The sequence below is a fragment of the Bradyrhizobium sp. I71 genome (assembly GCF_022354745.1).
Taxonomy (GTDB): domain Bacteria; phylum Pseudomonadota; class Alphaproteobacteria; order Rhizobiales; family Xanthobacteraceae; genus Bradyrhizobium; species Bradyrhizobium liaoningense.
Window position 1 is genome coordinate 6,388,692 of sequence record NZ_CP059398.1, and the last position, 14,228, is coordinate 6,402,919.

Here is a 14,228-nt window from a genome sequence, read left to right on the forward strand (position 1 = left end):
CTTTAGCCCGGCAGAGGTGTGTCGGCGATGTCCAGCAGGGCGCCGAGACCCTGCCGCAGGCGGCGCGTCGCGATGTTATCGTTGGCAAGGCCCAACATCAGCAGGGATCGCCCGGTCACCGCGTAGGCGTGCCCGAACTCGAACTCGGTCGTGGGCGCCTCAGGCCGATTGGTGTCGATCAGGCCCAGCCAGCTGCGCCCGTCGGTGACCTCCGGCAGGGTGAAGTTCACGACGTCATGATGCGCGTTGTAGACCAGCAGCATGGTCGCATCCGAGCCCCGACGCTTGATCCCGGTCTCCTGCGCGCGTCCGTCGAGCAGCATCCCGAAGCATTTGGCATTGCCATCCTGCCATTGCTCGGTCGTCATCTCCTCACCGGATGGCGACAGCCAGGTCACGTCCTTGACGTCGAGTTCCTCGTTGTGCGAGCCGACCAGGAAGCGGCTGCGGTAGAGGATCGGAAACGCCTTGCGGGTCGCAATCAGCTTGCGGGCGAATTCGCGAAGGCTGCGGCCGTTCGCGGTGATTCCCATCCAGTCGAGCCAGGTGGTTTCGTTGTCCTGGGCGTAGGCGTTGTTGTTGCCATTCTGGGTGTGGCCGAACTCGTCGCCGGCGAGCAGCATCGGCGTGCCGTGGGAGAGCAGCATCGTCGCCAGCAGATTCCGCTTCTGGCGCTCGCGCAGCGCGGTGATCTCAGGGTCGTCGGTCGGCCCCTCGGCGCCGCAGTTCCAGGAATGGTTGTTGCTGTGACCGTCGCGATTGTCCTCGCCATTCGCCTCGTTGTGCTTGTCGTTGTAGGAGACGAGATCGTTCAGGTTGAAGCCGTCATGGGCCGTGACGAAGTTGACACTGGCCCAGGGCCGCCGCCCGCGCTTGTTGAAGAGGTCGCCGGATCCCGATACGCGCTTGGCAAAGTCGGCCAGCGTGCCCGGGTCGCCCTTCCAGAAGGTGCGCACCGTGTCCCTGAACTTGTCGTTCCACTCGGCCCAACCGGGCGGAAACTGACCGACCTGGTAGCCTCCGGGCCCGATGTCCCAGGGCTCTGCGATCAGCTTGACGCTGGAGAGCACGGGATCCTGGCGGCAGGCGTCGAGGAAGCCGCCGCCCTCATCGAAGCCATACGGTTCGCGCGCCAGAATGGTGGCGAGGTCGAAACGGAAGCCGTCGACCCGCATCTCGGTCGCCCAGTAGCGCAGGGAATCGGCGACGAGTTGCAGCACGCGCTGATGCGAAAGGTTGACGGTGTTCCCCGTGCCGGTGTCGTTGATGTAGTAGCGCTTCTTGTCCGGCAGCAGGCGGTAGTAGCTGGCATTGTCGATGCCCTTGAACGAAAGGGTCGGGCCGAGCTCGTTGCCTTCCGCGGTGTGATTGTAGACGACGTCGAGAATGATCTCGATGCCATGGGCGTGAAACTGGTTGACCATGGCCTTGAACTCGTTCGCGGACGGCGTCTTGAGGTAACGCGGATCAGGCGCGAAGAAGGCGATGGAATTGTAGCCCCAGTAGTTGCGCAGGCCTTTCTCGACCAGATAGCTGTCGTCGACGAAGGCATGGATCGGCAGCAACTCGGCGCTGGTGATGCCGAGCGAGCGTAGATAGGCCGGGACTTCGGAATGTGCCAGGCCCGAGAACGTGCCGCGGTCGGCTTCCGGCACCAGCGGATGCAGCTGGGTAAACCCCTTGACGTGCATCTCGTAGACGATCGTCCGCTCCCAAGGCACTTCCGGCTTGCGCGCTGCGCCCCAGGTGAAGGCGGGATCGATCACGCGGCACTTCTGCATCAACGGCGCGCTGTCGCGTTCGTCGTAGGAGAGATCCTTGTCGGCATGGTCGAGCCGGTAGCCGAATAGCTCCGGTCCCCAGCGGAGCTGGCCGACCAGCTGCCTGGCGTAGGGATCGAGCACGAGCTTGTTGGGATTGAAGCGGTGGCCGGCGTCGGGTTCGTAAGGGCCATGGACGCGGTAGCCGTAGACGGTGCCGGGGCGGGCGGAGGGCAGATAGCCGTGCCAGACTTCGTCGGTATATTCGGGAAGCTCGATGCGCTCGAGCTCGGTTTCACCGGTGTCGTCGAACAGGCAGAGCTCAACCTTGGTGGCGTGGGCCGAAAAGAGCGCGAAGTTGACGCCGAGCCCATCCCAGGTGGCGCCGAGCGGAAACGGCCTGCCCTCGGTGATCCGGGTGCGGCGCAGGCTTAAGGCCGCCCGCGTCAGGGCGTCGTCTGAATGTACTGTTTGGTCCATCCTTCCCCCCGAATAGTCCGTCAGGATGACGGCGCGGTCGCTGCGACCTCGGCCGTCGTCTGCTCGCTGGCGGTCGCCGAAGCGATCACGGCGGCAGGCGCCACGTCCGCCGGCTTGGACAGCGCGTTGGCTCTTTGCTGAGCTGCTTCCTTGCTGATGGCCGGAATCGAGTTGCCCATCCGCCCGACGATCGCGGTCAGCTCCGCGTCCGACAGTCCGAGGCGCTTCCTGAGGAGGCGCACCTGGGTGCGGTCGGTCAGGTCCAGCTTGTTGCGGATGGCTTGCGGTTTCGGGCGGCGCATGGCGACAGCTCCTGTGTACGAGGGTAACCGTCGCGCCGCTGATTCCGTTCCCCCATGTGCTGCAAATGTCCGGCGTCGACGCGTGGAGGAACGAACGCACGCGGCTCCGCTTTGTGGTCCGGACGATGCAAGCGATCACAAAGCACGCCGAGGCGCGGGGCATGCGGGTGAAAGGGGACGGGTTTGAGGCACAGATTGGGAACGGCCGAGCAAAGTCGGCGCCATGGTCCTCAGATCGTCGATCACGGGGTCTCGTTCAACCTATGGGCGCCCACGGCCCGATCGGTCGAACTGCTCGAAGTCGGCCAGCCGTCCCGCAGGATGCCGCGGGATGACGACGGCTGGTATCAGCTGCTGAGCCCAACCGCGCGCGCCGGCACGCGCTATCAGTTCAGGATCAACGAAGACCTCGTCGTCCCCGATCCCGCCTCGTTCTTCCAGCCGGACGATGTCGGTGCGTCCAGCGAGGTGATCGATACGACCGCGCTGAGGGACCCGGTTCTCTATCCGAGCCGTCCCTGGGCGGAAGCCGTGATCTACGAGCTGCATGTCGGCACCTTCAGCGAGGAGGGCACCTATGCCGGCGTCGAGAAGAGGCTGCCTTATCTGCGCGATCTCGGTATCACCGCCATCGAGCTGATGCCGCTCAACGACGTCCCTGGCCGGCACAATTGGGGCTATGACGGCGTGCTCCTGAACGCGCCGAATGCCCGCTATGGCCGGCCAGAGGATCTCAAGCGGCTGCTGCAGGCCGCGCATGCTCTCGACATCATGGTCTATCTCGACGTCGTCTATAATCATTTCGGGCCGCAGCTGAACTATCTGCACTCCTATGCGGAAAGCTTTTTCAACCCGCGCCACACCACCGGCTGGGGGCCTGCCGTCAATCTCGAAGGGCCAGACGGCGCGTGCGTGCGCGGGTTCCTGATCGAGAATGCCCTGATGTGGCTGCGCGACTATGGGTTCGACGGTCTGCGGTTCGACGCGGTCCACGCGCTGAAGGACGATTCCGAGCGGCATTTCCTGATCGAGCTGGCCGAGACCGTGCGCAGTCAGCTGGTGGGCCGGCACGTCCATCTGATGCTGGAGAACGAGGCCAATCAGGCGCACCTGCTCGCGCGTTCGCAGGGACGGGCGAGGTATTACGACGCGCAGTGGGGCGACGATTTTCACAACGCGCTCCACGTCCTGCTCACGGGCGAGGACGAAGGCTATTACCGGGCGTTCGCAGACAAGCCGCTCGAACATCTCGCGCGATCCCTGACCGAGGGCTTTGCCTATCAGGGCGAAGTCTTTCCTCTGCACCAGGAGCCGCGCGGCGAGCCGAGTGCTCATCTGCCGCCCGAAGCGACCATCTTCTTCGCCCAGAACCACGACCAGGTCGGCAACCGCGCCTTCGGGGAGCGGCTCTCCCGATTGGTCGGCCCGGAGAAGCTGGAGCTCGCCCTGGCGCTGGTTCTGCTGAGCCCGCATATTCCGATGCTGTTCATGGGTGAGGAAGCCGCCGCCGACACGCCCTTCCTGTTCTTTGCGGACTGGACGGGCGAAGCGGCCGAGCTGACGCGGGACGGCCGCCGCAGGGAGTTTTCGCACTTCAAGGCTTTCGCAGCCCCCGAAACGCGCGCAAGAATTCCGGACCCGTGCGACGAAGGAACCTTCCTGGTCTCCAAGCTGGACTGGACGAGCATCGACCAATCTCCTGCCGGCGCGAGGTTTCGAGCGCTGACAGCGCGGTTGTTGACGATACGGCGTGAGAAGATCGTGCCGCTCATCAAACGGGGGTTTGTTTCCGCGCAGCGGCAATTGCTCGGCGCGGATCCCCACATGGGCGGCGCGGATGTGCGCTGGCAGACGGAGAGGGGCGACGTTCTGCAGATTGTCGTCAACTTCGCCGGCCACGCGCTTCCCATGCCGCCGCTGGTCGAGGGCGAAAGCCTGTGGCGACTGCACCCCCATGCCGCCGAAGCACTCGTGCCCGGCGACATGATCGTGAGACTTCGCCAGAAGGACTGATCGCTGGACGCGGTCCGTGTCCTCCTGCTACCGGCCAGCACTGCTCGCGACGACCGATGACGGCGAGGTCGCGAACTTGCCGAGCGCAAGATAGACGAGACCTGCGACGCCAATTCCGAACAGCCAGCTCAGATCGGCACCGCCGAGCAGATTGATCGAGATCGGCCCCTGCAGCGCGCTGACCAGGCCGTCCTGCACCAGCCAGCCGGCAACGAGGCCGGCAAAGAAGGCGATCATGCCGGCCCAGTTGATGTCGCCATAGGCGCTGCTCTCCGGCGAGCGATAGAGCTCGGCCACCTCGATCCTGCCCTTGCGCTTGATGAAGAAGTCGGCGAGCACCACGCCGGCCCAGGGGCTCATCCACAACAGCAGGCTGATCATCCAATGGTCGAACGCCTTCGCGAACGACGGCGCGAAGATGAAGTAGAGGGTAACCAGATAGCCGGCGACGCCGACGATGACGGTGAGCCAGAAGCGCGAGAGTTTCAGCCCCGCGCTCAGCGCCGCCAGCGCCGCCGAATAGACGTTGAGGATGTTGGTGGCGATCGGGCCGTGCAGCACCATCAACAGGACCAGAATGCTGACGGGACCGCCGAACACCGCGCTGACCATCTTGGCTGGGTCCGTGTCCAGCGTCGTCGAAGCAATGGTCGCGCCGAGAATGCCGAGCCAGACTGTCGGCACGAACATGCCGACATAGCTGTACCAGAACACGGCCTTCGATGGCGTGGAGCGCGGCACGAAGCGCGAATAGTCGGAGGCCCAGGTCACCCAGGAGATCCCCCAGCCGACACCGATCGCGGTCGTCAGCATCGTCAGCATCGCAAGATGCGCGCCGGGCGGCAGCGAGGTGGTCAGGTTCCAGTTGACGACGCCGGGCCGCGTCCAGGCCAGCACGCTCATCAGCACCATGATGGCGATGGTCGGCGGCACCGTGTATTTCTCGAAGGTGCGGATCGCGTAGAAGCCGTAGATCCCGATCAGCACCTGCACCGCCATCACCAGCGTGATGACGACGAGCTCGACCGGCCAGGTGTCGGGCACGCCGAACTGGCCGAGGATGCCCATCGAGACCTTCACCGGGAAGTAGGTGTTGACGCCGATCCAGCCCAACGTCATCAGGAACATTAGGATGCTCGGCAGATAGGCGCCGCGTACGCCGAACGCGGACCGGCTCAGCACCATCTGGTTCACGCCGGTCTTGTGCCCCATCACCGTGAAGGTTGCGAAGATCGCGCAGCCGACGATGTTGCCGAGCACGATGACCGCAATCGTCTCCATCAGCCCGAGCTTGAGGATGATGCCGAGCGCGCCGAGCGCCCAGTTGACCGGCGCGATGTTGGCGCCGGCCCAGATCCACATCTGCTGCGGGCCGGTGGAGTCCCGGTCCGCGTCGGGAATCGGCTCAATGCTGTGAATATCAGCGCGAAGTTCGGAATCCGTCATGGTATCCCCCAATACGAAGCACGCTTCGCATCACCGCAGCATAAATCGTGCCATGGAATTGCGGAGCGGCCGAGCCGGCGGGCGGCGATGCCGGAAGCCATGCGCGTCGCGCCGGATGCGACTGCGTTTTCAAGCGCTGGCCGATCTTGCGCGTGAGTACGCTTCGGCATGTCTGCCGCGCCGGCGAGAGGCGGGCGATGTTGCTCGGCCGGGCAGCGGTACGATGATAAATTGAGCAGCCCAACTCAAAAGCGCAGCACTGGCTCCTAGTCGAATACGGCAGCAGCGCTGTCGCGACTGGGATGGCCGGCCACGATGCGCTGCATCATCTCGATGAAAAGCGCCTGTTCCCGCTGGTTCAAATCGCCGAGCGTCGCACGATGCGCCCGTCGCGCCCCGCCCTCGATCTTGACCAGCAGCGCGGCTCCGGCCGGTGTCAGTCGGCACAGCCGGGCCCGGCGATCATCCTTGTTCACCGCACGTTCGACCAGATTTCGGGCGGCAAGCCGCTTCAGGGCCCCGGTCGTCGTGGTGCGATCGAGGGCGATATCGGCCGCCAAAGTGGTCTGATCGGCGGTTTCACGCACCGCCAGCGCCGAGAGCAGGCTGTATTGCAGCGGCGTGACCTCGAATTCGCCGCAGGCTTCCTGAAACAGCGCGACGTGAATCTGATGCAGCCGGCGGATCAGATATCCGGGCCGTTCCGACAAGGGCCAGGGGCGGTGCCTCGTCCCGCCGCGACGTGTCTTCGCCTGCCGCAATGCACACTCTCCCAAGCCGAAACCCTGCCGCGCTTAGCTCGATTCGAGTGCGCCTGCCACATCGGGATCATGGCACGATGCTTGCTTTTGTCAAAATGCGAAGCATGCTTCGTAATGTCAAGATACGAAGCATGCTTCGTAATTCGAGGGGACGAAGCCGTCGCCCTCGCAAGAAGAGGAGAGCGCCATGTCCGTCACTGCCAGCTTCGACCTTCTACTGCGAGGCGGTCGCGTGATCTGTCCGGCCTCCGGCGTCGATGGCATCAAGGATGTCGCGATCCGCAACGGCAAGATTGCCGCGATCGCGTACGACATTCTGCCGACCAGCGCCCGGGAGGTCGTCGACGTTGGCGGCAAGCTGGTGCTGCCCGGGCTGATCGACACGCACGCCCACGTCTATCAATATGTCTCCGGACGCTTCGGCATGAATCCGGACATGGTCGGCGTGCAGTCGGGTGTGACGACGCTGGTCGACCAGGGCGGTCCGTCCTGCATGACGCTGCCCGGCTTCCGTCATTTCATCGCGGAGCCCGCCGCCTCGCGCGTCTACGCGTTCCTGTCCGCCTATCTCGTCGGCGGACTCGAGGGGCATTTCTATCCGCAGCTCTATAGCCCCGACGGGGTCGACGTCGACGCGACCGTCAAGGCGGCGACGGCCAATCTCGACATCGTGCGCGGCATCAAGGCTCACGCCGAGATCGGCGGCTTCGCGCGCTGGGGCATCCGCGTCATCGAGATGGCGGCGGAGATCGGCAAGCGCGCCGATCTGCCGGTCTACGTGCATTTCGGCCAGCTCTGGGGCCTGCCCGAGAGCGGCGCCAATGGCGAGGATGCCGACACGATCCTGACGCGCGTGATTCCGCTCCTGCGCGAGGGCGACATTCTCGCCCATCCCTTCACGCGCCATCCCGGCGGTTTCGTCAATCGCGAGGGCGAGGTGCATCCGGTGATCCGGGCTGCGCTCGACCGCGGCCTGAAGGTCGATGTCGGTCACGGCAGCCATTTCTCCTACCGGCTGGCAAAGAAGGCGATCGCCGCCGGCATCGTTCCGACCACGCTCGGCGCCGATATCCATGGCTACAACACCCATGTGCCCGCGCCGGCCGGGACGCCCGACCAGCATGAGGACGACGAGAACCATCCCTTCGCGGGCCAGGCCAAGTTCAGCCTGGTCCAGGCGATGAGCTCGATGATGGCGCTCGGCCTGTCGCTGGAGCAGGTGGTGCCGATGGTCACCTCCAATCCCGCCAGGATGCTCGGCCGCAGCGGGGAGATCGGCGCGCTCAGGGTCGGCATGGATGCTGACGTCTCCGTGCTAACCGAACAGAACGGCCGCTTCGTCCTCAAGGACAATGAGAAGAACGAGGTGATCGCCGAGCGCCTGCTGCAGCCGGCCTTCTGCCTGCGCGCCGGCACGCGCTTCGACGCGGTTGCGCCGATCCTGCCGCAAGCTGTCGCGGCATAAGGGCGGGCGGTGAAGGAGAAGGCCGGCGTGCGCAACGAGCGAGAATTTCCTTCGGGCAAGTCCGGGCAGGGCGTGGGCGCGCGGCTGCCTCGGAAGGAGGACGACCGCCTGATGCGCGGCCGCGGCCAGTATGTCGCCGACATCAGGCTCGCCGGCCTTCAGGACGTCGCCTTCGTGCGCAGCCCGCTGGCGCATGCGCGCATCCGCGGGATTCATGTGCCTGAACGCCATCGCGGCAACGTGTTCACGGCGGCCGATCTCGACGGCATCAAGCCCATCCGCGCCGTCTCGGGACTTCCCGGCTTCAAGATTTCCGAGCAGCCGGTGCTCGCCACCGGCAAGGTCCGGCAGGTCGGCGAACTCGTCGCGATGTGCCTTGCGCCGACACGCGCCGAAGCGGAGGACATCGCGGCCTCCGTGACGTTGGATCTCGAAGAGCTGCCCGCGGTCTACGACATGCTGAGGGCGCGCGAGCCCGGTTCGGCGCTGGTGCACGAGCATTGGGGCGACAATGTCTTCCTGGAGACCAACTACGAGGTCGACATCTCGGCTGCGCTGGATGCGCCGATCAAGGTGACGCGCGAGATCTCGACGGCGCGGCAGTGCATGTCGCCACTCGAAGGCCGCGGCGTGGTCGCGACCTTCGATCCGAGGCTCGACCAGCTCACGCTGCACTCCGCAGCGCAGATGCCGCACATCACGCGCAGCGGTCTTGCCGAATGTCTCGGCATGGAGGAGGGACAGATCCGCGTCATCTCGCCCGACGTCGGCGGCGGTTTCGGTCACAAGGGGATTTTGCTGCCCGAAGAGGTCTGCCTGTCCTGGCTGACGATGCAGCGCGGCCACCCGGTGCGCTGGATCGAGGATCGCCGCGAGCATCTCGTCGCCAGCTCCAATTGCCGCGAGCACCATTACAGGATCACGGTCTATGCCGACGGCGACGGCACGCTGCGCGGCATCGATTGCGAGGCGACGGTGGATTCCGGCGCCTACTCGTCCTATCCGTTCTCGGCCTGCCTCGAAGCCGCGCAGGTCGCGAGCATCCTGCCGGGTCCTTACAAGATGCCGGCCTATCGCTGCCGCACCTTCTCGGTCGCCACCAACAAATGTCCAATCCTGCCCTATCGCGGCGTGGCGCGCACCGGCGTCTGCTTCGCGCTGGAATTGATGCTCGATCTCGTGGCGGCGGAGGCCGGGCTCGAGCCCGGCGTGGTCCGGCTGCGCAATCTGGTGCGGCCGGAGCAGATGCCGTTCGACAACATCACCAGGAAGCATTTCGACAGCGGCGACTATCCGGAGGCGATGCGTCGCGCGCTGGCGCAGATCGATATCGATGCCATTCGCGGCCGCCAGCGCAAGGGCGAGGCCGACGGCCGCCGGATCGGCGTCGGCGTCTCCATCTATTGCGAGCAGGCCGCGCACGGCACATCCGTCTATTCCGGCTGGGGCATCCCGATGGTGCCGGGCCACGAGCAGGCTTCGGCGCGGCTGACGCCGGACGGCGGCCTCGAATTGCGCGTCGGCGTGCATTCGCACGGCCAGGGGATGGAGACCACGCTCGCCCAGGTCGCGCATGAGATCCTCGGGGTGGATGTCGCGAAGATCCGCATCATCCTCGGCGACACCGCGATGACGCCCTATTCGACCGGCACCTGGGGCTCGCGCTCGATGGTGATGGCGGGCGGCGCGGTGGCCACTGCCTGCCGCGAACTCGGCGAACGCGCCCGGCGCATCGGCGCCAAGCTGCTTCAGCATGATCCGGCTTCGGTGGTGTTGCAGAATGGCGAAGTGCGCGGCGTCAATGGCAGCGTCAGCCTGAAGGCGATCGCCCACACCTGGTACCGCCGCCCGCAGGATCTGCCGGCCGACGTCGATCCCGGCGGGCTTGAGGTGACGCAAGGCTACAAGCCGGTGCGCGACAGCGGTACCTTCAGCTACGCCGCGCATGCGGCGGTGGTCGCGGTCGATCCTGATCTCGGCGAGGTCGAGATCCTCGATTACGTGATCGTCGAGGACGGCGGCGTGCTGGTCAATCCGCTCGTCGTCGACGGCCAGATCTATGGCGGCCTCGCGCAAGGCATAGGCACCGCGCTCTACGAGGAGATGCCGTTCGACGCCTCCGGCCAGCCGCTGGCGACGACACTTGCCGACTATCTGCTGCCCGGGCCGACCGAGGTTCCTGCCGCGCGCCTCGACCACATGGAGACGCCGTCGCCTTATACGCAGTTCGGCGTGAAGGGCATCGGCGAGGGCGGGCGAGCGCGCCGCCGGCCGCGAGCGCCAACGCCGTCAACGACGCGCTGCGCCCTCTGGGCGTCGAGCTGATGCAGTCGCCGATCACCCCGCACCGGATCGTCGCGGCCGTGCTGGCCGCGCGCGCGGCCGAAAGGAGTGCGGCATGAAGCCCGCTCCCTTCGCCTATGAACGCCCACGCGATCTCACGGCAGCACTCTCGATGCTGGCCGCCGGCAGTGGCTCGGCGAAGATCATCGCCGGCGGCCAGTCGCTCGGGCCGATGCTCAATCTGCGGCTGGTGCAGCCGGAGCTGATCGTCGATATCTCGAGCATCGCCGAGCTTAAGCGCGCCGAGATTTCCGGCGGCGAGCTCGTGCTCGGCGCCCTGGTCACCCATGCCGATATCGAAGACGGGCGCGCGGTCGACGTGACCCGCGGCGCCATGCGCGGCGTGGCGGCCAACATCGCCTATCGCGCCGTGCGTAACCGCGGCACGATCGGCGGTTCGCTCAGCCATGCCGATCCCGCCGCGGACTGGATTTCGGCCCTTGCCGCCTTGGGCGCACGGGTGACGTTGCGCAGTCTTGGCGGTGCACGCACGATGCCCGTCGAGGCGTTCGTGGTGGGCGCCCTGGAATCTGCGCTGCACACGGGCGAGATCGTCGAAGCGGTCCATGTGCCGGCGCGATCGGCCTCGGCGCATTGGGGCTATGCCAAGAGCTGCCGCAAGACCGGCGAGTTCGCCCATGCCATCGGCGCGGTCCTGATCGATCCCGCCGCGGCTTCGGCGCGCATCGTGATCGGCGCGATCGACACGACCCCCATCGTCATCACCGACGCCGCCGAGCTGTTCGGCGGCCGCATCACGGCCGACTACAAGCAGCGCTTCGATGTCCGCGTTGCCGACGCCGTTCTGGCCAAGGCCGGCATCGACGATGCCGCGCAGCGCCATATCCATGTCAGCGTGCTGAAACGCTCCGTCCAGGAGGCCGCGGCATGAGCACGATCGCGCTTCACGTCAATCGCCGCGCTGTGGAGCTGTCGGCCGAGCCGCGCACCAGCCTTGCCGATTTCGTTCGCGACAAGCTCGATCTGACCGGCACCCATCTCGGCTGCGAGCACGGCGTCTGCGGGGCCTGCACCGTGCTGCTCGACGGCGTGCCGGCGCGCTCCTGCATCACCTATGCGGCGGCCTGCGAGGGCGCCGACGTCACCACGATCGAGGGCCTCGACGAGGACGAGGTTACGACCGAGCTGCGCGCCGCCTTCACCCGCGAGCATGCGCTGCAATGCGGCTATTGCACGCCGGGCATGCTGGTCTCCGCGCGCGATCTCGTGCTGCGTCTGCCCGATGCCGACGAGCGGCGCATTCGCGTCGGTCTCAGCGGCAATCTCTGCCGCTGCACCGGCTATGTCGGCATCGTGCGCGCGGTGCAGTCCGTGATCGAGGCGAGACGCGCGCGCAATATCGCGCCGCTGGCTGATGGCGGCAGGACCGTCCTCGGTCCGGCCGGCTCGGGGCGAGCTGAATCCGGCCGATACGACTCGCAGCCTGCGCGCACCGTGCTGGCTCCGACGTCCGAGAGCGTCGCGCGCGGCACCATTCCCGACTTCACCCCGGCGACCGTGCTCGACCAGCGCTTCACGCTGCCGCACGCGCCGGCAAAGGTGTTCGCGATGTTCGACGATATCGCGGGCATTGCCGCCTGCCTTCCTGGCGTATCGCTGACATCGCCGCCGATACCGGAGCGTGTGGAGGGGTCGATCCGGGTGAAGCTCGGGCCGATCGCCGCGGCCTTCGAGGGTGCCGCGCGCGTCGAGCGCGATCCCGCGACGCTCTCCGGACGCATCGTCGGCATCGGCACCGACCGCCGCAGCCATTCGGCGACGCAAGGCGAGATCCGTTATCGCCTGCTTCCGCTCGAAGGCGGCGCGGCGACCGCGGTCGAGCTGTCGATCGGCTACACGCTCACGGGAATGCTGGCCCAGATCGGCCGGCCCGGCCTGGTGCGGGATCTCGCCAAACGCCTGGTTGCGGACTTCGCCGCCAATCTCGATCGCCGGATGTCTGGCGTGTCGTCCGGACCGGGAACGCCGGCGGAGCTGAGCTTCTGGTCGATCGCGTCGGACGTCTTGCGCGCGCGGATCGCCCGCATCTTTGGCCGCCGGAGCGAGGCGGGGTGACGGTGTGCCCGCACACCGGAAGTGACGAAGCCTGGACAGACTTAAGACATCAACAGCGTTGGATTTGGAGAGACAACATGACACGAGCACTGGGATTGGTTCGGACGATCGCGCTGGCGACGACCTTGATCGGCGGCGCCGCCGGGGCGCAGACCATCAAGATCGGCGTCAACGAGCCGCTCACCGGCGCGTTCGCGGCGTCAGGCACTTACGTCGTCAACGGCGCCAAGATCGCCGCCGACGAGATCAACGCCAAGGGCGGCATCCTCGGCAAGAAGATCGAGCTGGTGATCGAGGATAACAAGAGCAACCCGACCGAAGCGGCCGCAGTCGCCGAGAAGCTCATCACCAGCGACAAGGTGCCGGTGCTGATGGGCGCCTGGGGCTCGAGCCTGACGCTCGCGGTGATGCCGAAGCTGATGGAATACGAGACCCCGATGGTGGTCGAGACCTCGTCCTCGGGCAAGATCACGACGACGGGCAATCCCTTCATCTTCCGCATCTCGCCGCCCTCCGCAGTCGAGGCCGCGGCGTTCAAGGGCATCGTCGACAAGCTCGCGCTGAAGAAGGTCGATTTCCTCGTCATCAACAATGACTGGGGCCGCGGCACCGCCGAGGACTTCAGCAAGATGATGAAGGAGAAGGGGATCAGCATCGGCCTGGTCGAGACCATGGACCAGGGCGCGCAGGACATGAGCGCGCAGCTCTCCAAGATCAAGAGCTCGGATTCCGAGACGGTCATCGTGACGACCGCGGTCGACCAGCTTACCCTGATCTTCAAGCAGGCCGCGGCGCTGGGCCTGAAGAAGCGGATCATCACCACCGGCGGCTCGCAGAATCCGGACCAGATCATTGCCCAGGCAGGAGCTGCCGCCAACGGCACCATGCATCTGACCACGTTCCTGCCCTGGTTCCCCGAAAAGACGCCGAATCCGGAAGCGACCAACTACTTCATCACGGAATGGAAGAAGCGCGGATTCGAGTTCGCGGGCTGCACCGAGAGCTTCCGTGGCTATGACGGCATCCGCACCGCGGCGGCCGCGATCGAGAAGGCCGGCAAGGCCGAGCCCGCGGCGATCAAGGCCGCGCTCTGGCAGATCAACATCAAGGGGCTCAACGGCGACATCGTGTTCCGCAAGTCCGGCCCCGAGGGCAAGGAGAGCGGGCAGAGCCAGCCGAACGTCTATCTCATCGAGATCAACGACGGCAAGGTCGAGATGAAGACGCTCTAGCGCATGATTAAGCTAGGTCCGATTGCAAGCCGCGATGCAGGTGCGCTCCCTCTCCCGCTTGCGGGAGAGGGTTGGGGAGAGGGTGTCTCCGCGGTGGGATTCCCCAAGAGGATAGAACCCTCACCCGGCGCTCCGCGCCGACCTCTCCCGGAGGCGGGAGAGGTGACGGAGACCGCTGCGAGATCGACCCAATCAAAAGCCGTCAGCTTTAGGGCCGGTCACAGGCGAGGGGCGGCGCATCGCTATTCTCGCCTCACTACACAGGCTATCGCATATGAAGAAAAACGTGGCGGGCAGCTTGCCTGCGGTCCATCCTTCGAGACGCCCGCGTGCGGCGGGCCCTCAGCATG

9 protein-coding genes and 1 pseudogene are annotated in these 14,228 nt (G+C 66.0%); 6 read left to right on the plus strand and 4 right to left on the minus strand.

Features of this window, described 5'->3' with window-relative positions:
- Positions 1-2: 2 nt before the first annotated feature.
- Complete coding sequence (glgX, locus tag FJV43_RS30500; RefSeq protein WP_239622721.1) at positions 3-2,240, minus strand: glycogen debranching protein GlgX; 2,238 nt, start codon at positions 2,238-2,240, stop codon at positions 3-5.
- 20 nt (positions 2,241-2,260) lie between these two features.
- Positions 2,261-2,542 carry a DUF3606 domain-containing protein gene (locus FJV43_RS30505; RefSeq protein WP_239622722.1) on the minus strand — a complete coding sequence of 94 codons (282 nt, stop codon included), beginning with the start codon at positions 2,540-2,542 and terminating at the stop codon, positions 2,261-2,263.
- Between the two features lie 183 nt (positions 2,543-2,725).
- Between FJV43_RS30505 and treZ the strand changes: the two genes are divergently transcribed.
- Positions 2,726-4,555 (plus strand): malto-oligosyltrehalose trehalohydrolase, encoded by a 1,830-nt coding sequence (treZ, locus tag FJV43_RS30510; RefSeq protein WP_239622723.1) that lies wholly within the window; start codon positions 2,726-2,728, stop codon positions 4,553-4,555.
- A gap of 27 nt (positions 4,556-4,582) precedes the next feature.
- On the opposite strand, the gene FJV43_RS30515 is transcribed toward treZ, so the two are convergent.
- A complete protein-coding gene (locus FJV43_RS30515; protein ID WP_239622724.1) occupies positions 4,583-6,001 on the minus strand; it encodes a cytosine permease in 1,419 nt (472 codons plus the stop codon).
- Positions 6,002-6,267: 266 nt separating this feature from the next.
- Positions 6,268-6,762 (minus strand): MarR family transcriptional regulator, encoded by a 495-nt coding sequence (locus tag FJV43_RS30520; RefSeq protein WP_239622725.1) that lies wholly within the window; start codon positions 6,760-6,762, stop codon positions 6,268-6,270.
- 187 nt (positions 6,763-6,949) lie between these two features.
- Between FJV43_RS30520 and FJV43_RS30525 the strand changes: the two genes are divergently transcribed.
- The 5 genes and pseudogenes from FJV43_RS30525 (at position 6,950) to FJV43_RS30545 (ending at position 13,878) form a co-directional block, all read left to right on the plus strand.
- Positions 6,950-8,227, plus strand: a complete 1,278-nt coding sequence (locus FJV43_RS30525; RefSeq protein ID WP_239622726.1) for an amidohydrolase/deacetylase family metallohydrolase — start codon at positions 6,950-6,952, stop codon at positions 8,225-8,227.
- 111 nt (positions 8,228-8,338) lie between these two features.
- Positions 8,339-10,629: pseudogene (locus FJV43_RS30530) on the plus strand (xanthine dehydrogenase family protein molybdopterin-binding subunit).
- Positions 10,626-11,462 (plus strand): FAD binding domain-containing protein, encoded by an 837-nt coding sequence (locus tag FJV43_RS30535; RefSeq protein WP_239622727.1) that lies wholly within the window; start codon positions 10,626-10,628, stop codon positions 11,460-11,462. Before FJV43_RS30530 ends, FJV43_RS30535 begins: the two are co-directional and overlap by 4 nt.
- A complete protein-coding gene (locus FJV43_RS30540) occupies positions 11,459-12,646 on the plus strand; it encodes a 2Fe-2S iron-sulfur cluster-binding protein (RefSeq protein WP_239622728.1) in 1,188 nt (395 codons plus the stop codon). The genes FJV43_RS30535 and FJV43_RS30540 overlap by 4 nt, the downstream gene beginning before the upstream one ends.
- A 77-nt stretch (positions 12,647-12,723) precedes the next feature.
- Positions 12,724-13,878: an ABC transporter substrate-binding protein gene (locus tag FJV43_RS30545; protein WP_239622729.1), complete on the plus strand. Its 1,155-nt coding sequence runs from the start codon at positions 12,724-12,726 to the stop codon at positions 13,876-13,878.
- The last annotated feature ends 350 nt before the right edge of the window (positions 13,879-14,228 follow it).

Excerpts from the sequence above, each read along its gene's own strand:
- FJV43_RS30540 (WP_239622728.1), top strand. The coding sequence starts at position 11,459 with ATGAGCACGATCGCGCTTCACGTCAATCGCCGCGCTGTGGAGCTGTCG.
- glgX (WP_239622721.1), bottom strand. The coding sequence starts at position 2,240 with ATGGACCAAACAGTACATTCAGACGACGCCCTGACGCGGGCGGCCTTA.
- FJV43_RS30525 (WP_239622726.1), top strand. The coding sequence starts at position 6,950 with ATGTCCGTCACTGCCAGCTTCGACCTTCTACTGCGAGGCGGTCGCGTG.
- FJV43_RS30515 (WP_239622724.1), bottom strand. The coding sequence starts at position 6,001 with ATGACGGATTCCGAACTTCGCGCTGATATTCACAGCATTGAGCCGATT.
- FJV43_RS30505 (WP_239622722.1), bottom strand. The coding sequence starts at position 2,542 with ATGCGCCGCCCGAAACCGCAAGCCATCCGCAACAAGCTGGACCTGACC.
- FJV43_RS30545 (WP_239622729.1), top strand. The coding sequence starts at position 12,724 with ATGACACGAGCACTGGGATTGGTTCGGACGATCGCGCTGGCGACGACC.
- FJV43_RS30535 (WP_239622727.1), top strand. The coding sequence starts at position 10,626 with ATGAAGCCCGCTCCCTTCGCCTATGAACGCCCACGCGATCTCACGGCA.